The sequence below is a fragment of the Mesorhizobium sp. Mes31 genome (assembly GCF_024519675.1).
Taxonomy (GTDB): domain Bacteria; phylum Pseudomonadota; class Alphaproteobacteria; order Rhizobiales; family Rhizobiaceae; genus Mesorhizobium.
In genome coordinates this window covers 326,558-348,622 of record NZ_JALJRL010000003.1, presented here as the reverse complement: position 1 = coordinate 348,622, position 22,065 = coordinate 326,558, and the positions used below count along the sequence as shown (strand labels likewise).

The following is a 22,065-nucleotide window of genomic DNA, read 5'->3' as shown; positions in this document are numbered from 1 at the left end:
GAGTTTTTAATAGTAGCCAAGCGTGGCGCACTGCTATTGACTTGGCACTGCTTGCCGTGGCCACCCACCACCATTTGGCGCGCCGTTCCGGTCCGGACCTTGACTGGAGGCCGGCTGCAACCGCTCGCCAAGCAGTCGCAAGTGCTCTATGCTCCCGCCTGGTCTCGTGTCCTGGGCAGGGGCGTTTCATGTTGGAAGTCGTCGCATTCTGGTGGAAAACACGGTCTGGAGGCCTCACCGCAAAGGCTCCAGGCCTGATCGTCGCGTTGTTGCTGTTGCTTGGATCGCAAGCCGCCAGCGCCGCGCCGAACTGGACGCTCGATCCCACCGCTTCGGTGCTCACCTACCAGTCGGTCAAGAAGAACACGATCGTCGAAACCAACAAGATCAGGAACATCGCCGGCACCCTCAGTTCGGCGGGTGATGCCAAGGTCACATTCGACCTCAATTCAGTCGATACCGGCGTCGACCTGCGCAATGTCCGCATGCGCTTCCTGTTCTTCGAGACATTCAAGTACCCGACGGCCGAGCTGACGGCGAAGGTGGATCCCGCCGCATTCGCCGATCTCGCGACAAAGCGCAGGGTGAAGGCGACCTTGCCTTTCCGTCTCAATCTGCACGGCGTCGACAAGGACCTCGAGGCCAGCGTCGTCGTCACCATGATCAGCGACAACATGGTGTCGGTCGCCTCGGAGGCCCCGGTCGCTGTCCACGTGGAAGACTTCGGCCTGCTGCCGAACGTCGACAAGCTGCAGCAGGCGGCCAATGTCACCAACATCGTGCCCACCGCGTCGGTGTCGTTCGACTTCGTCTTCACCGCCGACGGCAGCAAGCCCGCCGCCACCCAGACCGCCGCGGCGAGTTCCGCCGAGGTGGGCCCGGTTGCCACCGATGCCGCCAAGGCGAATTTCAGCGACGAGGAATGCCTGAACAGGTTCGCCGTGCTCTCGCGCACCGGCGCCATTTATTTCCGGCCGGCAAGCGCGCGGCTCGATACCCAAAGCCGCCCGCTGCTTGCGGAGGTCGTCGGTGTCGTGAGCAAGTGTCCCGGCCTGAAGGTCGAGGTTTCCGGACACACTGATTCCGATGGGTCGCCTGTCGAGAACAAGCGTTTGTCGGAGCGCAGGGCCCAGGCGGTTGCCGACGCCATCGTTGCCGCGGGCATTCCTCGCACGCAGATCACGGCGACCGGCTACGGCGAGGAGCGGCCGGTTGCCGCCAACGACACGCCCAAGAACAAGGCGCTCAATCGGCGGATCGAGTTTTCCGCCAGCAAGCTCGTGAACTGAGGTTCCGGTGAGGTCCCATCTGATCGCCCGTTGCGGTGGCTTCTTTCGCGCGGCCGGCCTCGCGGCGCTCGCCTTGCTTCTGACTTTGACGATCGCCAATGCGGAGCGCCGCGTCGCGCTTGTCCTCGGCAACTCCCAGTACCAGCACGCGGTGCCGCTCACCAATCCGGTGCGCGACGCCCAGGCCATGGCTGAGCGCTTGAAGAAGCTCGACTTCGAGGTCGTTTCCGGCTTCGACCAGACCAAATCGCAGACGCAGGCAACGATTGCCCAGTTCGCAAAACAGGTGCGCGGTGCCGACATCGCGCTGTTCTTCTACGCCGGCCACGGCTTGCAGGCTTCGGGCAAGAACTATCTGCTTCCGGTCGACGCCGCGCTCGAGGATGAGACCTCCCTCGACTTCGAGGCCGTGTCGGTCGATTTTGTTTTGCGCCAGATGTCGCGGGAGACCAGCATAAGGCTGGTGTTCCTCGACGCTTGCCGCGACAATCCCCTGGCCGAGGTGCTGGCCAAGACCGCGGGCGTCAGCGGTGCAAGCAGCGGCCTTGCCGAGATACCGATAGAGAACGGCGGCGCCGGCACGCTCGTCGCCTTCGCCGCCAGCCCCAATCAACTCGCCTATGACGGGTCGGGCGAACATTCGCCTTTCACCGCGGCGCTGCTCCAGCGCATCGGCGAATCCAACGTCTCCATCACCGAGGCGATGAACAGGGTGACCAGCGACGTCTTCAAGGCAACCGCCGGCAAGCAGCGTCCCTGGATCAACGTCTCGCTGACCACGGAGGTCGTCCTGCACAGGATCGATCTCAACGCGCCATTGATCGTCGGCGAGGCGAGCCCACTTCCGGCCGAAGGCGCCTCCGGCGCGCGCAACACCGGCGCGGCAGGTGGATCAGGCCAAGGTGACGACCAGCTTGCGCTCGATGTGCTGCGCCAGAAGATCCCCAGGCTGGCGTCGGACGCCCCGATCCTTTTCGACCATCCGATCGATTTCGGCGATCCGGCAATCGACGGCAAGAGCATCGCCCAGCTGATCAAGGGCAAGCCCCTCTTCAGCCCGGTGGAGGGACTGGACAAGTCGGTGTGGGAGGGCAAGCACTGCGACGGCTGCCATGAATGGAACGAGGCCCGGCTGTGCGATCAGGCGAAGAATTTCGCCGCCAACGATGTCTCTGTCCTGCGCCTGCAACATCCGCTCGGAACACGCTTCAAGGTGGCGCTCGCCAAATGGGCTCAAGGCGGCTGCAAGTAGGGCAGGAAGGTGAGGGCATCCATCCGGTATCTGTCGGGATGGAGGCGCTAATACGCATCCGCTGATTGGCGCGCCTCGATCTCGGCCATCTGGATGCCCATCTCGACAAATGCGGAAAGAACGGCAAATCGGTCCGCGAGCGCGACACGCGCCAGCCCGGCCAGAACACCGGCACTGACCGCATGGGCGGCGGGAAATGGGGGCAAGGCCGATACCGTCGTCGCGGCCATGGCCGAACCATTGTCACGCCATCCGGCAGCCAGCGTTATCCAGCCGACCGGCGTCGTCGGCGGCGTCGCCGCGGCCGTGCTGACCGCGGCCCGATGGCGTGGGCTGTCCGGTTCACCCACCCAGTCGCGAACAAGCGCGAGCAACTCGTGATCGGTCCCATCGAGCAGTTCGCTCAGATGGCTCAGGCATTCATGCGCCCACCAGACCGCGGCCCGATCGGGAAGCAGGTAGGCACAGAACGTGATCGCCTCCTCGGGAACGCGCCCGGCGAGGAGGTCGCGACAAAACGCGATCGGGTGCTGTTCGGTTGGAAGGGTACTCATGTCCCGGGCAACAGCGGGACAAGCCATGAAAAGATCCCGTGCCGTTTTGAATCGGAGCCCATTGGCCATGATCGCCACGCTTTCATCGAGGAGCCTTGGCCACTCAAGCCTTAGGCGCGGCGCGGGTCAAGTCTCAACCGGTGACACGGCGACAACTGTCGGCATCGCCGTATCCCCCAGCGTTTATCGACAGACAATTGCCTCGGAATTTGGTAGCATCGACACCGGATGCTCAAACAGGAGGAGCCGCTATGCAGTGGGGCAGTTCAGCCTTTGTGTTGGCGGTCGTGTTTTTCTCGACCCACGCTTCCGCCGACCCTGTTCAGAAATCAGAAGACATCGTGAAGTTTTTTGCCGGCGCGGCCGATCTCGGCAAGTCGCGAGGAATTTGTGTCGGCACCGAGGAGGAGTGCAAAAGCAAGACCAAGGCAAAAGACGCGCCGGCAGAAAAAACCAGCCTCGACATGCTGATCAATTTCGGACTGGATTCGGCCGAACTCGACACCACTGCGCGGGCTGAACTCGACGAGTTCGCCAAGGCGCTTAAGGATAGCCGGCTGAGCACGTTCAACTTCGTCGTCGAAGGCTACACCGACGCCACCGGCACGGTGCACTACAACGAAGGCCTGTCGCAACGGCGAGCGCGATCGGTGGCTGCCTTCCTGACGGCCAGCGGTATCGAGCCCGCCCGCATCAACGCGATCGGCATGGGCGAAAAGAATCCGCGCAGCCCCAACCCGTATGACCCGGTCAACCGCCGCGTGGAAATGCGGATAAAGACGCAATAGCTTGCGTTGATGCGCGCCGCCCAAAGCCGCGCAGCGGTTGTGGCTAGAGCACCGAACGCAGAGGCTGCCACGAGCGTCGCAACGACTGCGTTTCCAGGTAGGGTTCAGGTCGAACAGGCCTGCAAACGCGGATCTGTCAGTTCTTGAGCACTCCGCCCACAGCCACACCGGTGCCGAAGATCAGCGCCTTGGTGAGGAAGTCGTTGTTTTCCTGGGGCGGCGGAGCATCCTCCCGCACCACGGTCTCGCGGTTGCGCCGCTTCTGAACGACCTGCTGTTGTTTGCGGGGTCTCTGTGCCACCGACCTCTGCGTGCGGACCTTCTGCGCCACCTGCTTTTTCGGCTGCGTCGCGCGGGCTTGATCGGCGGCATATCTGGCGCGCACGGCCTCCATCATCGGATCTGTCTGGATCACGAGGAATGCCAGTTGTTCGCGCGTCAGATAGGTGGTCTGCGGCAGGCCGTTCTCCACTTGCCACACACCGATCGCCTGCCGGGTCTGCGGACCTATGTTTCCGTCGATGCGTCCAAGCTCGTTGCCCAGCGCTTCGATGCGCAATTGCAGGTCGATACGCCCCTGACGATCGAGGCCGATCGCGCTTTCCGTCAACTCGGTGCCCGGCGTTTGCTTCACCTCGTCGGGAACTCCGACCGAGGTGCGCACGGCGGAACCGGAACTGGCGTTCGCCTGGTCCGTATCGAGTGCCGCGACCTGCCGGTTCTGGGCTTTGGGGTCGTTCAATTCGTCGATGTTCAGTCGCGCCACGGTGGCGAAGCGACCGTTCGGAAACTGGTCGAGATAGGCCTCGTAGAACGGAATTGAATTGCGCTTCGAAGCCTCATCCCAGAGGCGTTGCTCGACTTCCCAGGAAGGAGCATCACTGGCAACCGGCGCAGGAGCGGATGTTGCTGCCGCGTTCGATGCGTCGGCCACGGGTTTTGCAGGAGGCGCCGCCGCCGCGACGGGTTTTCCCAGGAAGACCTCGCGTCCCAGCGATGCGTTGTGCCAGGGCCTCTGGCGACCTTGCGTGGTTTCGGTCACTTCGCCGCGCACGCGCGTCAGCGCGCTCTGGATTTCGACGCCGGGTTCGGTCAGATGCCTGGCGAGCGCCGTCGAGTAGGGACTGTCGACCCCGTTGCCGTCGAACGCGATGGCGCCCGGATCCGTTGCATAGGCAATCAGGAGGCCGCCGGTTCCGACGCCGTCCGATTTTGCTTCGACCGGCGCCAGACCGGTGCCCAACGAGGTGGAGCGGCTCTTCGGCAACGAAGCGGCCAGCGTTCGTGCCAGCGGATTGTCGCGGCAGGCGTCGAGGATGATGACGCCAATCGCCGGGTCGGGCGGTAACGCAGCCATGAAGTCATCGATCTGGATGGTGCGGGTCTTGAGATAGGCCGGCGACGTCAATTCGGCATCGACCGGTATCAGGTAGTTCTTGCCGTCGACCTGCATGCCGTGACCGGCATAGAAAATCACCGCGAGGTCCGCGTCGTAGGATTGCTCGGTGAACCGGCTGATGAGGCTGTGCATGCCTGCATTGTCCTGATCGACCCCCTCGATCACCTCGAACCCGGCATTGCGCAGCGTCGATGCGATGAGGTGGGCATCGTTGGCGGGGTTGGGCAAGGTGACCGCATGGACGTATTTGCTGTTGCCGATGACCAGCGCGACGCGCTTGGTGCCGGACCCGGCAGCCTCGGCACCGAGCGCGGCAAGGAAGAACAGGATAATCCCGCTCAGAAAGACGGCAAACGCTTTCATGGACCAGCCCTCCGCCCACCAGGGCGCACTATTGATGTCTGCGCATGCTAAATTTCGTCAGCGACAAAGTCGCTTATGCCAAAAATGGCTCCTGGGCGTATGTGATCTTGACCACAGTCTTGGTTCACAAAGGGCCCGAAAAAAGTTGCCTATGGTAACACTTGGCAGCAGGAACACCAATGGTCCGAGAGGCTGATGCCGAGACGGGCAGGTTCAAATCGTATTCTGAATCGAGCTTATGAGGGCCGTGACGGCCTGCTTGTATTTTTCGAACTCAGGCGACGTCTGGCGGATCTCCGTGGTCGTTGTCTGCGGGCTCGCGTCGGTGACCACACCGCTCAGCTTTTGCCCCATCTTCCTTTCGGCCCAGTCCACCACATAGCTGGCCGTCTTGCCGGTGAGAAACGGGTTGGCCTGGATGACGGCCGATCCCAGCACGGCGCTCAGTTGCGCCGAACCCGGCGCCGACAGCACCTGGTGCGCGCCTTCCATTCCCAGGAAGTGGCAGAGATAGAGCCGGCCGGCCGTGATCTGGTGACCGCGCGCCCGAAGATAGGCCTCGCCTTCGCGCGCCAGATTGCGCACCATCTCACGCGAGATCGTGGCGTCGTAGCGCAGAGCCAGCAGGTCGGCGGTCGACAGCGTGCGCGCGAGGTCCGGGCGATACGTATTCATCATCCTGATCCAGGTCTTCGTTATGAACTGGCCGGCGCCGGTGGCTGAAGAATTCGGGTTCTTGGCGCGAGCGCTGCCACCACTTTCGACATGAACGATACGCTCGGTGAGCGTCTCGACAGCAACATCGCCGGAAGTGCCAGAATTGCCGGTATCATAGGTGGCGACCGCGGTGACCGTCCCCAGCGGATCGATCGCCTCGCCGTTCTGGTAGAGCTCGAAATGCAGGTGCGGGCCGGTCGAAAGGCCGGTGGTGCCGATATAGCCGATGACGTCACCGGCCTTCACCTTGGTGCCGACGCCGCTCGCAATGGCGAATTTCTGCATATGCGCATAGCGCGTCTCGCGCCCGTTTCCGTGCGAAATCTTCACCAGATTGCCATAGCTGCCGCCATCGCCCTGGAAGCTGATCTCGCCGTCGAAGGCCGCCATGATCGGCGTACCGACAGGGGCTGCCCAATCGACACCCTTGTGGATACGAACGACGCCGAGGATCGGGTGCTTGCGCGGGCCGAAGGTCGAGGTCATGACCCCGCTCACAGGCGTGACCATGCCGTTGGCGACAGTCAGCGAGCGCACCACGTCATTGCCTGTGACGCAGGCGAACTGGCCATCGCTCTGCTGGAAGACGAAACACTCGAGGCTTTTTTCGGTGCCCTGGACGCCCACATACAGCACCCGCCCGGCACCCTCGTCCTTGCCTCGCGGCGTCTGCGAATAGATCAGCACAAGACGCTGGTCCTCGCTTGCAAAGGCGTCCAGATCCTGTCCTCTCGAGAGATACATGATCGCTTCGCCGATCACACCGGTCGGAACATTGTTGCGGGCCGCCGTCGAATAGATCGCGTCGAGCAGACGATATTGCCTTTTGTGCGTGCCTTCCTCCTGCGCGCCCGAATAGTTGAACAGATCTTCGCGGACCCAGGGGTCAACACCCGACACGAACGCGCCCGCCGCGTTGCGCGTCAGTGTGCCGACAAACACGTTCTTGGCGTAGATCGAAACCTGCATGAGGGACATCGTGGTCGTCTCGCGGTTCGGCCGGTATCCGCGCATCGCAACGACATAACCCGCCTCCAGACCGTCCCGGTTGAAGAGCGCCTTCAGGGCTTCACCGGCCAGCTTGGCATCGTCGGCGGAGAAATGCGCATCGAGCGCAACGCTGTCCAGACTGCGGTCGTTGAGGATCTTCACGAACGTGTCCTGGGTCGCCTCGAACCGCTGATACTCATTCGTGACGACCGCGACACTCGTGTTGTTTTCGATCTGGGTCTTCTGGAATGCGGGAAGGGCTGCATCACCTGCATCGATTGTCTCGCCCCAGCCGGCTTCGGGATCGTCGGCGTCCGCCTGCGGGCCCGGAGCGACCGCGGGTTCCCCCGCGGCCGGCGGCGGCTGAAGATCGTTCTGCAGATCGCTGGACGGCACGGCAGCGGTCCTTCGTTGCGCCTGGAAGAATGCGAAATCCTCCTGCGTCGACGGTATCGTCGTCATGAATTTCTCGCTGGCGCTAAGCATGACGTCGGACAGGATTTCGATCTGGGGCGAAACCCCGGCCTGGTCGAGTTCCGCCGGGCGCGGGATCTCGCGGCCTTTGGTTGCGGCGCCGGCATCAGGTGCAAGCGTGATCCACATCGGGTCTCCGGCCAGGTCGATGATGGCGGGCACATAGACGGATGCATCAGCCGGCACATCGTCCACTCCTTCGACCGCGTGCAACTCCTCGTCTTCATCGCCGAACGACCAATAGTCCGCGGTGAGGTAGAAACCGGCAGCGATGGAAAGCAGGACAATCACGGCGAGACCGGCAAGGAGCCTGCGCCAAAGCGTGCGCCTGCGCAGCGCGGCGCGCGCCTGCTTTTTCTGCTTGAAGCTCGTGTCGATACTGTGCGTCACGGATTGCTTCCGGTCAGGAAGAAGGTCCACCGCACCTGTTCAAGCGTATCCACTTCGAGAAATTGCGCCGCGATGTGGCCGCGCTGCCAGCATTCGTCGATGCCGCGGATCGAGAAACGTCGCCGCTCGATGCACATCTCGGTGGATCCGGTGAGGATCGCGTGGCCGAAAACGTCCGTTGCATAGATGTAGATGTAGCGGTTCGTCAGTTCCTCGCGTATGACGTTCACGCATTGATTTGCGCCGATGGTCCACCAGCCGTCGGTCTGGTCCGCATTGTCGACCCGCTGGCCGACGGCCAGATTGACGACGTCGAGTGTCTGGTTGCAGACCGTGAATTCGGCGCGCGCTTCGCCGGATGCCAGCACGGCCAGCAGGGCGGCGCCCGCCATGACCGCGAGCTTCATGCGGCCCGTCAGGGCAGGCAGGGCTCGAACCGGATCACGCTGCCTTGTGGGCAGGTCGGCGGACGAGTGAGGCAAACACGCGCGGCGGAGTTCCATCGGGCGCCCATGCTACCCGCCGAGCCGGAAATACTTGGCCGTGGCTGAGAACTGGGATCCGTCGGTCTCGATTTCCTCGAGTATCCTGGGCAGCAGAACCGAGGCTGGCGTGGGCGTGGAGAACGCGGCCGCCTGAATATCCTGGGGGCCCGTGATCACCATTATGATCTGCGGCACTGCCTTTCCGGTGGCCTTGTCGGCGGCGCCAAGAGTAATCGGGATGTTGAAGGTGGCCTTGTCCGATTGTGCGACGATGCGGTCGTCGAGATTGAACACCATGCCTTTGTGATCGATCAGCAGCACGCTGGAAATGAGCCCGCCGCGCGTCACCAGCGTGCCCCTGATCGGCGTACCGTTCGGCACCGATGTCCGATCGAGGACAAGCTGCGGCTTGTCGGCCGCGGTCTGCCCCAGAAAGCGCAGGAAGTTGGTGACCTCGCATTGGCTTGGTTCAATGAGACGGACGCTGATGTCGGGTTCGACATGGAATTTTGCCTGGAAATCGCTGAGCATCCGTTCGAATGGCTGGACCGCCGTGCCAAATCCTTCAATCGCGGCGGCGTTGTCGGTTGCCGACGTCATGGTCGCATAGAAACAGTCGCCGCCGCCGAAGTCGCGAACCCAGGAGACACGTTGCGCGCTGTCGTCGACGACCGGGGGGATCGCCGGTTTGGGCACGTTCAACGCGACGACAGGTTGGTCCGGCTGTTTGGTTGTCGGTGACGCAGCCTTTTGGCTCTCGGTGTTCGCGACATCCGTCTGGCTTGCGGTGGGTTTGGTCGCCGGCGCGGCCGGCTGGCTGATCAGTGGCTCGGGCTTCTGGCTCTCCACAACCTCTGGCTGGGCCGGCGGCGGCGTTGTGATCTTCTCGGCGGCTGGCGGGGCTGCAGCGGTCGTATCAGGCGCCGGAGCTGGTTTTTGACTGTCGCTGGCCACCGTGTCCGGCTGGATGGCCGGCGATGCCTTTTCGGGCGGCGGCTGCGCGTCGGTTGCGGAGGGCTTCGGGGGTTCCTTGGTTTGCGGAGGGACAGTGGGATTCGCCGGCTCTGGCGTTTGCACGGCCTTGGCTTCTGCCTGGCTTCCAGGCGCGCTCGCCTCTGTTTGCGGTTGCGCTTCCGTTGCCGGCGGCTTCGGGCGTTCCTCGGTCTGCGTGGGCACCTGGGCCGGCTTGGCCGGCTGTTGCTTTTGAGCCGCCGTGGCATCCGGCTGATTGTCAACTGGCGGCGCGACGGCTTCCGTTTTCGGCTGCGCGGGTGGAACTGCCTTTGCCGGCTCAGGGGCGTTCGCGACATCGCCCGTGGGAGCCGGCTTTGACGCTTCCGGTGCAGACTTTGACGGCTCCGGCGCGGAAAGCGATATTTTGCCGGCAGTCGGCGTCGCAGGCGTCATGAAGCCGCTGAGATAAAGGCCGGCACCTGAGGCGACAGCCAGCGTCGCCAAGGCAGCGATCGCGATGGTTCGGGTCTTTGTGGGTTTTCCAGGCGCCTCCGCCGTGGCCGCGCGTGGAGGGCTGGCGACCGGCGAAGGCCGCGGTTCGGACAAATGCGCGGGCCGCACATGCTGGACGAAGCGTTGCCCACCCGGACCCGTTGCTGTTGCGGCATCGTGCCCTTCGACACCGGATGGCTGCGTCTGGACCCTGGAATCAGGAGCAAGGGTTTCCCCGGTTCGCGGCAAAGCCGGCCGTTCACGGGGTGTCCTGGATGTCGGCGGCGTTGTTGCTTCGTCTTCGTCACGCGTCATCCTGGCGATTTCCGCCATGCTGACCGGCCGGTCTTGCGGATCCGGTTGCAGCATGGCTTCAACAATGCCACGAAAATCATCGTCGATGCCGGACAGATCAGGCACGGTCCGGCGCTTTTCGATGATCTCGTACTGTGATCCGCTCATGTCGATCGGTTTCCCGCGCAGAGCGGCAGCCAGCACCAGCCCGAGGCTGTAGATGTCGGACTGTTCGCTGACGTCGCCGCTGTACAGCCCGAGCTGCTCGGGTGAAACGTAGTTGTACTTTCCCGCGAACTTTCCGCCGATCAGCGTCTCCCCGCCCACCGTCGCCGATCGCGCGATACCGAAATCGATGATCTTTGCGCGGTCGACCCGGCCCCCTGGCAGGATGATGTTGTCCGGCGAGAGGTCGCGATGGATTGCTCCCGCCTGATGCACGGCGCTCAGGCCGGACGCCAGGCGATGGCAGAGCTTGCGCACCTCTTCCGTCGGCATCGGGCCACGTCGCATGATGTCGAACAGCGACTCGCCGTCGACGAACTCCATGGCAAGGTAGGGACGGCCGATCCCGGGATCGATCGTGAAGACGTGGTATCGCACGACCGCGTCGTGCGACAGGTGGTTGAGGATCGAGGCCTCCTTGCGGAACAAGGACAAGATCGTCTGGTCACGGGCAAACTCGGGCAGGACGATCTTGATCGCAACGTGGTCGCCGGTCTGGATGTTGTGGCCGCGGTAGACCTCGCCCATGCCGCCGAAGGCGATCCGCTCGTCAAGTTCGTAGATGCCGCTGAGCTGCGTGCCGACGGCGGTGTTGGCCACCTGCGGCGATATTCGCGTCTTGTCGTCGGCGCTCATCGGCCTCGGCCCTCCGCTCTGGACAGATCAGGGTGGAGCGATCGTCCATTGCGCCCGTTTCCGATCTTCACGAGCACGATGGTGACATTGTCCGTTCCGCCCCGCGCCAGCACCGTTTCCAAGAGATTTTCACACGCTGCCTGAGGCGTTGCCGACACCACCGCCGCCTCGATCTCCGCATCGGTGACATGCGCCGTCAGCCCATCGGTACTCAACACAAAAATGTCTCCCGGCATGAGTTCGCCTTGCTGGAAGTCGATGACGAATTCGTCGCTGACGCCGACCGCATGCGTGATGACGTTCCGGCGTGGCCAGGTGAGCGCTTCGGCCGCGCTGATCATGCCTCGATCGAGGAGTTCCTGCACTTCGGTGTGGTCTTTCGAGATCTGCGAGATCAAGGCGTTACGGATCAGATAAATCCGGCTGTCGCCCGCCCACAGGCAGGCAAACCGTCCGTCCATTGCCAGCAGGGCGGCGACGGTGGAGCCGATGGTTATGCCGCGGGCCTCGGATATCCTGCGGATATCGGCATTGGCCCGGCTCAGCCTGTCCTCGAAACGCGCCCGCAGGTCCGGAGCGGAGCTTGCGATGCCGATCGTCGCCAGATGGTCGACAATGCTGGCCGAGGCGACTTCACCGGCCTCATGCCCGCCCATTCCGTCGGCCACCACCCAAAGTCCGGTTCGTGGCTCGACCAGATAGCTGTCTTCATTGTGCTCGCGGACACAGCCTTTGTGGCTCACGCCGAAGCTCTCAAAGGGAAGGGCGACGTCGTTCAATTTGCCACCAAGCGCTTTTCAAGCGCCCTCTGCGGCGCACCGCCGCGTGCCTGCTCGAGCCACTTTGCCACAGGCTCGAACATTAGAGTATCGAAATCAGGGTCTGGGCGCCTGGGGCCTGCGGATAGCCACACCAAACGGAAAAGCTGGAAAGTCATCTCAAAATGCCTTGGGACAGCTGAAGCCGGAAAGCGCCGGGAGGAAGAACGGGCTGGGACCGGAACCGGTCTGGATCGTATAGGTAACGTCGCGTCCGCCGATCAGGAAGCGCGCGGTGACATCGCTGTCGCTGTCGCTGCCGGTAATGGTCGCCTTGTCGAGCAGCCGCTTCAGCGCCCACGGCCCTTCGAACTTGATGGTGGATTCGCGGCCTGGCATCTCCGGCGTCAAGCTCAGACTGGCGGACCCCGAGGCCGTGCCGCTCGGCCACGTCACGGTGCTTGGCGCGTTGCCCGCCTGGTTGCTCTGGACGGTCTGACCATCGACATCGAGCACCGCCGCGTCGGCATCGCCATGCAGTGAGAACGGTGTGAATGTGAGGTTGACCGAGGGCACCGAACCGCCCGATGGAAAGAAGGCGTTGCGGATTTCCGCGGCCAGCTGGAAGTCTTTCAAGGTCGATTTCGACAAGTCGCGCCCGAAGCGCGCATCCTGTTTCCAGCTCCAGTCCTGGCCGGTCATGTCGATCAGCGATGCGAGATTTTGTGCGAAAAACCGGTCCATCAGCCCGCCTGGAGCGAACAATTTCGCGAAATCCGCCATCGCAATGTCCTCCGTGCCATTGCCGGTGAAAGGATAACGTCCGTTGACCGCCGCCTCGCAGGGAGCCGTGACCGTCTGGTCGAGCATCTGGTTCAAATTCGCCACCGAAGTCTCGGCGACGTTGCCTTCAAACTCGTCCGCCGTCGCATTGACCATTCTGGCCAGTTGCTTGGGCAGGCGCGAGACGTTGGCGCGAAGGGTGGCTATCTGGAGCTGCAGATTTGCGTTGACGCGTTCCGTCTGCGAAGGCACGTCGGTCGCCAGCTGCAGGCTCTGGTAGATGTCGCGGAAATTCTGGGTCAAGGCATCGATCGGACGGTGCCCGGCAGGACCGTTCACCAGAGCCTGGAACGACCTGAACTGCGCTTCGATGTTGGCCCCGGGATTCTGGTTCTGTGAGTTTGCGGACCCTGTTCCGGCTCGGCTTTGCGATTTTCCAGTGGCAATTTGAATGCCGATACGAGCCAGACCTCTGGCCATGTCCGCGGCGTCCTGTGATTGGCTTTGACCCGCGCCGGCTTCCGCCCCGGTGCCGGAAGCAGGGTCTCGCGTCAAAGCCGTCTCGTTGGCGATCGCCGTGAACAGCTGTTCGATCGGCGAGGTTGGCGAGGCGGCGGCGGAAAGCGCGATGTAGTGCGGCTTGTCCGTCAGCATCGCCTTGAATTTCAGCTGGTCGAGAACGCCGTTCCATGCCGTTGCGAACTCCTTCCCATAGCGATCGAGAAGTTCGGGGCCGAGCTTGAGCAGCTCCTGATCGATGCCGCCTTGCTCGCCGCCGCCGCCAAGCACCCACTGGTCGTCGACGAGCGTCTGCGCAATGCGCGAGAGTTGCCCGAGATAGAAGTGGTTGAAGCCGGTATAGGTGTAGATGCCGGGAACACGAAGGCCTGACAGATCGCCGCCATCGACACGCTCGAACAGCAGCTGCGCCTCCGGGCCGCCTTTCATCGAAACAGAAAAATCGTCCAGCGCTGCCGCGTATACCGCGGACTTGATCAATGCGGAGGCGCGGTCCGCGAGGCTCATGCGCCCGAGCGAGCGTTGAGCGGCTTCGACGAGCGGCTGGTTGAGTTCGAAAACCGGATCATAGGCGTCGTCCAAGGCAAGCATGGCGCGCAGGTGCTTTTCGAGTTGCTCGCGTCCCTCACGGTTGTTCTCGCCTGGATACCGGTTCTGCTCCCAATCCTGCTTCATCCAGGAAACGATCAACGCGTCGTCGACTTTCGGCGCCTTGCCGCCAAGCATCAGATAGATTTTCAATGGTTCGTAGAGCGCGACGGGATCAGCCATCCTGGCCTGGATCGTCCGCTCGGCCTGGATCAGCAGGCGCGATCGGAACATTCGTTCCAGCGCTTGCCGATAGGCCGTCTTGGATGCCGAAAGAAGTCTCTCCCGCTGACTGAGGCCGAACGTCTCCTCGATCGGCGTCGGCATGTCGCTGGTCTCGAACCCGGTCGGCAGATCGCGCAACTGGTCGAGCGGGCCAATGACGTTTTCGAGGTCGACATCGGTGACCTCCGTGCTTTTGAGTAGCGCGTCCGCCGTCTCGCGATACTGGCTCATGGCCTGCGTGGTGGAGGCGATCAACGACCTGTTGGCGGTGAAGCTCAGCGCCAGGGTGCCCAGCGCCGCCGCGGCGATCAATGCTATGGCGCAAAGCCCGCCAAATCTGGCGATCGCCGCACGCCTTGCAGCGGATTTGTCGTACGAAACCCATCCGGATTCAGCAAAGATGACGCCCGTCAACAGATCGTGCAAAAAGAAGCTCTTGCCGGTTCCGGAAAGGTGGGCGCGGGAATTGCTTCCGAAGCTGCGGCCGATCGCGCCCAACACCTGATCGATTGGCGTTCCCTCTTGCGTCCCTGACGAGAAATAGAGTCCACGCAGGCTGACATTCACCTGGCTGCGGGCCGGATCGAACAGGCTGGCGATAAAATTCGTAATTCGGCCCTTCAGCGCGCCAAACTGCGCCGGAAAGCCAAAGACGGATATACGCGCGACCGGATCAGCCTCTTCCTGAAGGCGGTCAGGCATCTCCTCCACCAGGCGTCTTGCCAGCGCATCGAATTCGGCAGGGGCCTCGGCGGCCATGTTCTTGGTGCGGTCCGCGGTCTGGAATGTCGCCCCCCAGACCTTGCGCCGGCGTGGTTCGTCGAAACCACCGAAATAATCCATGAACCCGGAAAGGAGATCGGCCTTGGTGAAAAGCAGATACACCGGAAACTGGATTTTCAACGTCTCGTGGATTTCCCGCAGGCGACTGCGTATCTCGACGACGTGGGCGTCAAGCTGCTGATCGTCGAGGCTGATGAGATCGGCGAGGCTGATGGCCAGGATGACGCCGTTTATCGGTTGGCGGGTGCGGTATTTCTTGAGCAGCGACAGGAAGGCGAGCCAGCTTTTCTTGTCGCTCGCAGCATTGGAATCCTGCGTCGTGTAGCGTCCGGCGGTGTCGATCAGCACGGCCTCGTCGGTAAACCACCAGTCGCAGGAGCGTGTTCCGCCAACGCCCGCCACAGGTTGGGCGTCCCCCGAACCGGCCAGCGGAAAATTCAGACCCGAATTGACCAGTGCCGTTGTCTTGCCTGCGCCTGGCGGGCCGATGACGATGTACCAGGGGATATCGTAGAGGAAGTTGCGCCTGCCGCTCGACCGCTTGAGCGCCGCCACGGCCTCGTTCATGCGGGCTTCGAGCACCCGCGAGTCATCATCCCGGTCGTCGTTGTGTGCAACGACAGTTTCGAGCTCTTTTTGCGCCTTTCTCGCTTGCCAGAAACGCAGCCCGTAGAAGAGCGCCAGCATCGCCACGATCACGCCAATGATTGTCGCGCGCAGCCAGACAGGTCCGAGAGGCCGGGTGTCGGCAAAGCGAACCAACGGTCCTGCAAACCACACTGCCGACGCGAAACCGGCCAGCGCGGTCACGCTGAATATCCGCAGCGGCCAACGCGTCATGGGCGCTCCCAAAGGGCCGTGCTCACAATGTTTCCTCCCTGGCGATCATCACATCGACACGGCGGTTCTTGGTGCGGCCCTCTGGCGTCGCATTGTCGGCGATCGGTTCGTCCTCGCCCTTGCCATCGACCGTCAGTCGCGAGGGATCGCTGAATTTCGGTGCCATCAACGCTTCGACAGCCTTCGCCCTGGCAACGGAAAGATCGAAGTTGGACTTGAATGGGCTCGATTTTCGCGGCTTCACATTGTCCGTATGGCCGACGATCCTGATTGGTCCGCGCTCGGGTTCCAGGGCCGCGGCGATATCGGCGGCAATGGGCTGGAATTCCGGCTTCGCCTCGGCCTTGCCGGACTGGAACAGCAGGAGGTTGTTGATTTCCACCACGATGAAGCCGCCCTTGGTGCCGATGGTCAGCCCACCGCCTTCGACATCCTTGGCCAGTGCCGAGCGGATGCGATCGATCTGCGTGGTAGTGGCGGCAGGTGGGGGGGCTTTCACCGGCTCGGCCAACGGCGCCACGCTGGCGCGCTCGATGGCGACTGGCGTCGATGGGTTGAGTGCCAGCAATTCACCGGCGGCGGCGTCGCCTTCATTGGTGATGAAGACCCGCAAGGTGAAGAACGCCGCTGTCAGCAGCGCCGACGCCGCCGCTGCAACGACCCAGAGTGGCAGGCGAGCCGACGACTGCGCCATCGTCGCCGCCAGGCCCTGCCAATGCGGCGAGATGTCCTCGTCGGCACGCGCCCTGAAATAGCGAAGCGTCTCGTAGACGTCGCGTCGAACGCGTTCGAGATTGGTGTCTTCGCGCGTCACGCCCCGGTATTGGCCTTCGAAACCCAGCGACAGACAGGCATGCATCAGTTCGAGCAGATCGTAGTGCGCCTCCGGGTTGGCCAGTACCTTGTTCAGCGCTTCGAAGAAGCCTGTGCCGCTGGGCTCGATGTGAAAGAACTGCGACAGCATGCTGTGCCGCGCCCAGTCGTCTTTTTGTGGCCAAGGCAGGTTGCCGATGAGATCGTCGGCGGTTTCGCAGAGGGCAAATTTTGCAATCCGCGCATCTTCTTCCGCGACGCCGGTTTTCTCCATCGTTCGGTCGAACTTATCAATCGCTTCTGCGACATGTTCCGCCAATGGCTCCGCTTGTCTCTCCACCGAGACAAGCCTGAGTTGGCCCAACAGCATCAGCAACGGTGCGGCCGCGGCAAGGATCGGGTTTGCCGCGGAGTATCTGACGCTGTCCGTGGCGCTGAGCAGCGTCTCCTGCCGCAGGGCTGTGGCGGGCGCCGCCACGGAAGCGCCGCCCACTGCAGCCGCGGCGGAAGGTGCTGCTTGATAGATCACGGTTCCGGATGTCCAGCCCGGCGGTGTATGCCGCCCGACACCGGGATCGAACACCGTCGAATCCTTGAGCTGAGAGGGTTGGCCCCGGTCCGCGACAGGAAGCTGAGGAGCTGGCGTCGATTTTCGTTCGCGCCGTGGATTTGCGCGAATGACGGTCTTGCCCGCCGGACCGAAGGGATCGTCCTTCGAACTCATCGCCGATCATCCGTGCGGGCAGTGTGCCCGCGGTTGGGCGAGACAGGCGCAAAACGGTGTGTGGTCGGGTGAAGGAACAGGCCCTGCCGACCGTGGCAGTTTCCGGAGGAAGGTTGGCCAGAAAACGCTTTCCCGCCGTAACATGACATTTGCCGCAGACCCCCAGGTCAATGAGCCTTACCCGCTTGGCGAACTGTCGTATGTGATCGTAATCTCAGAAATTGTCGATTGGAACCGGATGCCGGCGTCGAGAAGACTTTTCTTCGCCGACTGATGTGCATGCCTTGCTTGGGTCGCCTATTTTTGCTTGTCGGCTTTGGCGTAGGCCTCGCTGAAATAGGCCAGGAATATGTCCAGCATGCCGTTTTCGTGCGCCTCCTCCATGGTCCGCCATGTCGCGACATAGGCATCCCAGGCCTGGCTCTTCTTCGACGTAAACGACGTAGGCGGGAGTTTCCTTCCGATCGCCTCGGGTGACAGGTCGTCAAGCAGTCGCGATAGCGCGGCTTGCATGGCCGCATAGGTGGCGAATTCGTGCGTCTTGAGATCGCGGAATGCATCTTCGATACTGCGCCTGGCATCGAGATAGCCGGTCCTGCGGCGGGCGAACATGATTTCGAGGATGTCGTCGGTTCCTGGAACGAACTTCAGGGGATTGTTGTCCGCGGAGCTGATCATCGTTCGTTGCGTGCTCTTGGCCAACATCTTCGCGGCCGCGCGTGCTTTCAGCAGCAAGGCCAGTTCCTCGACCACTGTCCGCAGGACCGCGCCGATTTCGGCAGCGGCTTCATGCGGGTCGCGCGATTGAAGCAATTCCGGCGAAATGCCGGCTCCGATCGCGATCTCCCGCAGCACTTCGTCTCTGGTCGAGGGGAGAGGCGCGGGTTGCGACGGGAAGGTCGACGCTGGAACGCGCTGCCCGGACCGTTGCCCTGCCGGAGCGAAGAACGGCTCGTCGGCGAATTCGAGCGGCCGGCCTGTCGCGGCCGGCATTTCTCTTTGTGTCGAACCGTGGCTTGGGTGACCTGTCGCGGCCCGCTCGTCGTCAATCGATACGAAGATGACATAGCGGCCGATCAGCACTCGGTCTCCGTGACCCAGCCGATGGGGACCGGTCATGCGCTGGCTCGATCCGTTGATGTAGGTTCCGTTGCGCGAAACATCGTTCAACCAAAATGCGCCTGCCTCGTATCGAACCTCGCAGTGCCGGCCGGAGATAAACTTGTCCGGGTCCGGCAAGGTCCAGTCACAAGCCTCGCGACCGATTTCGAAGCCGCGATCACGCGCCGCGTAGCCGGTCGGGAAGCCTGCCGGCACGGAGTCGATATTGTTGATTTGCAGACTGAGGTACATCCAAGATCGCCGTCGAACGCCGGTTGATACTGCGTCATTCTAGCAGCTTGCGCGTGCAACAGGACAGACGCGTTTCAAGCCGACCCATCGACGGGGCAATGTTCTGTCGCTGCCCGTCCTCTTTGGTCGGCAGGAAAACATGTGGTAGGCTCAACATGGCCTGGTGTGGCGGATCCGAAAAGTTCCTGAGCGTGATCTTGTTAATATAGCGGGAACTTCAAATCCACCACGTTGGCGGCCGCGTCCAGGAGGGGCACGACCCATGCCGAACGAACGTGCCACGGTTGTGCAGACACCGGTTGGCGGTGAGCTGTTGACCTTCACGCATCTTGTCGGGCGCGACGAGATCAGCCGTTGCTTTGCCTATACGGTCGGGTTCGTCAGCCCCAACTCCGACATCGATCCGCTGAAGATGCTGGGGGGTATGGTTTCGGTCGAAGGTGAATCCGATCCGAAGCGGTGGTTCAGCGGCCTCGTGTCCGAGTTTCGGCTGACCCGCATCGAGGACCGGTTGGCCTACTACGAAGCGGTCGTCAGGCCGTGGCTCTGGTTTCTCGGCAATGCGACCGATTGCCGGATCTTTCAGAACATGACCGCTGTCGAGATCGTCGAAAAGATCTTCTCGAAATACGGTACGGCGAAATTCGAGAAGCGGCTGCAAGGGTCGTACCCCTCGCGCGAATACTGCGTGCAGTACGACGAGAGCGATCTGGATTTCGTGCAGCGCCTGCTCGAGCACGAAGGCATCTTCTATTTCTTCGAGCACGACGAGGGCAAGCACACGCTCGTGCTCTGCGACGCGATGAGCAAGCTGAAGCCGGCGCCGGGCTACGAGAAGGTGCCTTATAATTTCGAGGGACACGGCTCGCGGCGCGACGTCGAATACATCACCGAATGGATCCCGGGCAGTTCGGTGCGGCCCGGGGCTTATGCCCACACCGACTATGATTTCCAGAAGCCGGGTGCCGATCTGATGGCGAAGTCGGCCCAGCCGTTCAGCCACAAGGAAGCCTCCGGCGAGAATTATCGCCAGCCCGGGGCGCATCTTGATGTGGGGCGCGGCGACACCCTTGCCGGTATCCGGCGCGAGGAACTCCAGGCGGTGCACCAGCGCAGCACGGCCGTCGGAACCGTGCGCGGTCTCCATTCCGGCTGTACCTTCAAGCTGGAAAGCTTTCCGCGCGATGACCAGAACCAGGAGTATCTGGTGATCAGCGCCGAATACAGATTGTTCGATCCGGGCTACAGGACCCAGAACGAAGCCCACAGCGAGAATTTCAAGGTCGTGCTGGGTGTCGCACCGACGACCTTGCCCTATCGCCCTCCGCGGATCACGACGCGGCCGATCATGCGCGGACCGCAGACGGCGACGGTGGTCGGCCCTTCAGGCGAGGAGATATTCACCGACAAATATGCCCGGGTGAAGGTGCAGTTCCACTGGGACCGCCTGGGCAAGAAGAACGAAAACAGTTCCTGCTTCGTCCGTGTCTCACAGACCTGGGCCGGCAGCGGCTGGGGCTTCATCCAGATACCGCGCATCGGCCAGGAGGTGATCGTCGACTTCATCGAAGGCGACCCCGATCTGCCGATCATCACCGGCAGGGTCTACAACGCCTCGCAGATGCCGCCCTACGGCTTGCCGGGGAACGCAACGCAATCGGGCTGGAAATCCAATTCTTCAAAGGGCGGCGGTGGCTATAACGAACTGATGTTCGAGGACAAGGCGGGCTCCGAACTGGTCAATTTCCAGGCGCAGAAGGACCACAACCTTCTGATCAAGCACGACCGCACCAAGCTTGTGCAGCACGACCAGTCGGACCGCATCGACCACGACGCCAAGCATTCCGTCGGCCACAACCTCGACGAGGACGTCGGCAACAACAAGACGGTCAAGGTCGGCGTCGACCAGACCACGAATATCGGTTCGAACGATACCGAGACGGTGGGCGCCAATCGCTCGCTGACGGTGGGCTCAAATGAGACGATCAGTATTGGCTCGAACTCGACGGAGACGATCGGCTCCAACCACTCGCAGACGGTGGGGATTGTCCAGACGGTGACTGTTGGCGCGGCTCGTATCGATACGGTCGGGGCGTCCGAGACACGAAGCGTTGGCGGGCCGCAGACAAACACAATTGGGGCGTCGCGTTCGGTCACAGTCGGCGTGGCGCAAAGCCACGATATTGGGGCGGATGACAGCTGGAATATCGGTGCGGCGCAAACCGTCACTGTCGGAGCCGGCCAGACCGTAAAGATCGCGGACGACCAAAGCACGGAGATCGATGGCGCTAGAACAGCCAAGATTGCAAAAGATGACGCGACCGAAATTGGTGGCGATCACATGCTGAAAATTACGGGGGATAGCGCGGTTAAGACAGATAAAAATAGCACCCTGACGGCTGCAAAGAAGATTGCGATCGACGCCGGCGATGAACTCATACTTTCTTGTGGTTCCGCATCGATCACCATGAAGAAGGATGGCACTATTGTAATCGAGGGCAAGGACCTGACAATGAAGGGGTCTGGGAAGATAGATGTGAAAGCTTCGAGCGACATCACCATGAAGGGCTCGCAGATCAAGCAGAACTGAGGATGAAATGACGACGACGGCGGAACGCATCGAGGGTGTCGTAATAGGCGTCTTTCTGGGATTTGGTGAAGACGGCCCTCTGGTCGTTTTCCCCGGCAATCCGCAGGAAGCCGCTCTGACGGCGCGCAGTCTTGCGGAGTTGAGCTCCGACATGATTGGCTCCGAGGTCGCGCTGTTGTTTGAAGGAGGCGACGTCACACAGCCATTGATCGTCGGACGCATTGTCGATCCAACGCACACACGGCATGGTGCTCAAATAGTGAGTGACGGCGAGGGGGTGCGTGTGCGAGCACACCAGCGGATTGAATTGCGCTGCGGCAAAGCGACCATCATAATGGAAAAGGATGGTCGCATTACAATTCGCGGTACGCACATAGTTAGCCACGCGAGTGTCGACAACAACATTCGCGGCGCTTCGGTGAACTTGAATTAATGCCCGCGCCGGTCCTTTACGAAATTGTCCGCCGGCACGCGGAGTTGGCAGCCCTGATGTGGCTGATTTATGACCGTCACATGCTCAATCCGCACGAGAATCCCGAAATGGATGATGAGCGCCTGACGCGGCTGGTCGAGAGGCTCGAAGCCCATCTGGACGCGCTGCGGATTGCTGGTGTTGCCGGCCGAGAAATTGCCGAGGAACGATACGGCGAGTTTCCGGAGGCGGGTGAGCTTTTTGTCGTACGAATGCTGCAGCCCGGCGTTGGCAGCATACGGGTAAGAGATCTCGACCTCTCTGCAGTCCGCCACTATCTGGGGCGACATCTGCCGCAGGCTGCTTCCGCATAGT

At 62.2% G+C, this 22,065-nt stretch carries 15 protein-coding genes; 6 read left to right on the top strand and 9 right to left on the bottom strand.

Annotated features, from left to right (window positions below; all coding sequences use genetic code 11):
• Positions 1 to 188: 188 nt before the first annotated feature.
• Together NR193_RS06945 and NR193_RS06940 are read left to right on the top strand one after the other, a co-directional pair.
• Entirely contained in the window at positions 189 to 1,289 is a 1,101-nt protein-coding gene (locus NR193_RS06945) for an OmpA family protein (RefSeq protein WP_256750128.1), read from the top strand.
• Positions 1,290 to 1,296: 7 nt separating this feature from the next.
• On the top strand, positions 1,297 to 2,541 hold the full coding sequence (locus NR193_RS06940) for a caspase domain-containing protein (protein ID WP_256750127.1): 1,245 nt from the start codon (positions 1,297 to 1,299) through the stop codon (positions 2,539 to 2,541).
• 47 nt (positions 2,542 to 2,588) lie between these two features.
• Here the strand turns inward: NR193_RS06940 and NR193_RS06935 are convergent, their stop codons facing one another.
• Positions 2,589 to 3,164: a DUF6931 family protein gene (locus NR193_RS06935; protein WP_256750294.1), complete on the bottom strand. Its 576-nt coding sequence runs from the start codon at positions 3,162 to 3,164 to the stop codon at positions 2,589 to 2,591.
• A gap of 182 nt (positions 3,165 to 3,346) precedes the next feature.
• Between NR193_RS06935 and NR193_RS06930 the strand changes: the two genes are divergently transcribed.
• Positions 3,347 to 3,883: an OmpA family protein gene (locus NR193_RS06930; protein WP_256750126.1), complete on the top strand. Its 537-nt coding sequence runs from the start codon at positions 3,347 to 3,349 to the stop codon at positions 3,881 to 3,883.
• 136 nt (positions 3,884 to 4,019) lie between these two features.
• Here NR193_RS06930 and NR193_RS06925 read toward each other — a convergent pair whose 3' ends face one another.
• The 8 genes from NR193_RS06925 to tagH form a co-directional block, all read right to left on the bottom strand.
• The gene (locus NR193_RS06925) at positions 4,020 to 5,645 is read right to left on the bottom strand and encodes a caspase family protein (protein ID WP_256750125.1); all 1,626 of its coding nucleotides are present in this window, start codon (positions 5,643 to 5,645) and stop codon (positions 4,020 to 4,022) included.
• Between the two features lie 213 nt (positions 5,646 to 5,858).
• A complete protein-coding gene (locus tag NR193_RS06920; protein WP_256750124.1) occupies positions 5,859 to 8,216 on the bottom strand; it encodes a M23 family metallopeptidase in 2,358 nt (785 codons plus the stop codon).
• Positions 8,213 to 8,623: a DUF1036 domain-containing protein gene (locus NR193_RS06915; protein ID WP_256750123.1), complete on the bottom strand. Its 411-nt coding sequence runs from the start codon at positions 8,621 to 8,623 to the stop codon at positions 8,213 to 8,215. Before NR193_RS06915 ends, NR193_RS06920 begins: the two co-directional genes overlap by 4 nt.
• Before the next feature lie 108 nt (positions 8,624 to 8,731).
• Positions 8,732 to 11,302: a serine/threonine-protein kinase gene (locus tag NR193_RS06910; protein ID WP_256750122.1), complete on the bottom strand. Its 2,571-nt coding sequence runs from the start codon at positions 11,300 to 11,302 to the stop codon at positions 8,732 to 8,734.
• On the bottom strand, positions 11,299 to 12,081 hold the full coding sequence (locus NR193_RS06905) for a PP2C family serine/threonine-protein phosphatase (protein ID WP_256750121.1): 783 nt from the start codon (positions 12,079 to 12,081) through the stop codon (positions 11,299 to 11,301). Before NR193_RS06905 ends, NR193_RS06910 begins: the two co-directional genes overlap by 4 nt.
• A gap of 159 nt (positions 12,082 to 12,240) precedes the next feature.
• Entirely contained in the window at positions 12,241 to 15,798 is a 3,558-nt protein-coding gene (gene tssM, locus NR193_RS06900; RefSeq protein ID WP_256750120.1) for a type VI secretion system membrane subunit TssM, read from the bottom strand.
• Between the two features lie 22 nt (positions 15,799 to 15,820).
• Entirely contained in the window at positions 15,821 to 17,335 is a 1,515-nt protein-coding gene (gene tssL / locus NR193_RS06895) for a type VI secretion system protein TssL, long form (protein WP_256750119.1), read from the bottom strand.
• A 297-nt stretch (positions 17,336 to 17,632) separates the two neighbouring features.
• Entirely contained in the window at positions 17,633 to 18,688 is a 1,056-nt protein-coding gene (gene tagH, locus NR193_RS06890; protein ID WP_256750118.1) for a type VI secretion system-associated FHA domain protein TagH, read from the bottom strand.
• A 262-nt stretch (positions 18,689 to 18,950) separates the two neighbouring features.
• On the opposite strand from tagH, the gene tssI reads away from it, so the two are divergent.
• Genes tssI through NR193_RS06875 form a run of 3 tightly spaced genes read left to right on the top strand, consistent with a single transcriptional unit; the run spans position 18,951 to position 22,064 of the window.
• Positions 18,951 to 21,278 (top strand): type VI secretion system tip protein TssI/VgrG, encoded by a 2,328-nt coding sequence (gene tssI, locus NR193_RS06885; RefSeq protein ID WP_256750117.1) that lies wholly within the window; start codon positions 18,951 to 18,953, stop codon positions 21,276 to 21,278.
• 7 nt (positions 21,279 to 21,285) lie between these two features.
• The gene (locus NR193_RS06880) at positions 21,286 to 21,711 is read left to right on the top strand and encodes a DUF6484 domain-containing protein (protein ID WP_256750116.1); all 426 of its coding nucleotides are present in this window, start codon (positions 21,286 to 21,288) and stop codon (positions 21,709 to 21,711) included.
• A complete protein-coding gene (locus NR193_RS06875; protein WP_256750115.1) occupies positions 21,711 to 22,064 on the top strand; it encodes a hypothetical protein in 354 nt (117 codons plus the stop codon). Before NR193_RS06880 ends, NR193_RS06875 begins: the two co-directional genes overlap by 1 nt.
• Position 22,065 lies beyond the last annotated feature (1 nt).

Coding starts and splice junctions, on each gene's coding strand:
- NR193_RS06935 (WP_256750294.1), bottom strand. CDS start 3,164: ATGGCCAATGGGCTCCGATTCAAAACGGCACGGGATCTTTTCATGGCT.
- tssL (WP_256750119.1), bottom strand. CDS start 17,335: ATGAGTTCGAAGGACGATCCCTTCGGTCCGGCGGGCAAGACCGTCATT.
- NR193_RS06880 (WP_256750116.1), top strand. CDS start 21,286: ATGACGACGACGGCGGAACGCATCGAGGGTGTCGTAATAGGCGTCTTT.
- tagH (WP_256750118.1), bottom strand. CDS start 18,688: ATGTACCTCAGTCTGCAAATCAACAATATCGACTCCGTGCCGGCAGGC.
- tssM (WP_256750120.1), bottom strand. CDS start 15,798: ATGACGCGTTGGCCGCTGCGGATATTCAGCGTGACCGCGCTGGCCGGT.
- NR193_RS06925 (WP_256750125.1), bottom strand. CDS start 5,645: ATGAAAGCGTTTGCCGTCTTTCTGAGCGGGATTATCCTGTTCTTCCTT.
- NR193_RS06915 (WP_256750123.1), bottom strand. CDS start 8,623: ATGAAGCTCGCGGTCATGGCGGGCGCCGCCCTGCTGGCCGTGCTGGCA.
- NR193_RS06910 (WP_256750122.1), bottom strand. CDS start 11,302: ATGAGCGCCGACGACAAGACGCGAATATCGCCGCAGGTGGCCAACACC.
- tssI (WP_256750117.1), top strand. CDS start 18,951: ATGCCGAACGAACGTGCCACGGTTGTGCAGACACCGGTTGGCGGTGAG.
- NR193_RS06945 (WP_256750128.1), top strand. CDS start 189: ATGTTGGAAGTCGTCGCATTCTGGTGGAAAACACGGTCTGGAGGCCTC.
- NR193_RS06930 (WP_256750126.1), top strand. CDS start 3,347: ATGCAGTGGGGCAGTTCAGCCTTTGTGTTGGCGGTCGTGTTTTTCTCG.
- NR193_RS06875 (WP_256750115.1), top strand. CDS start 21,711: ATGCCCGCGCCGGTCCTTTACGAAATTGTCCGCCGGCACGCGGAGTTG.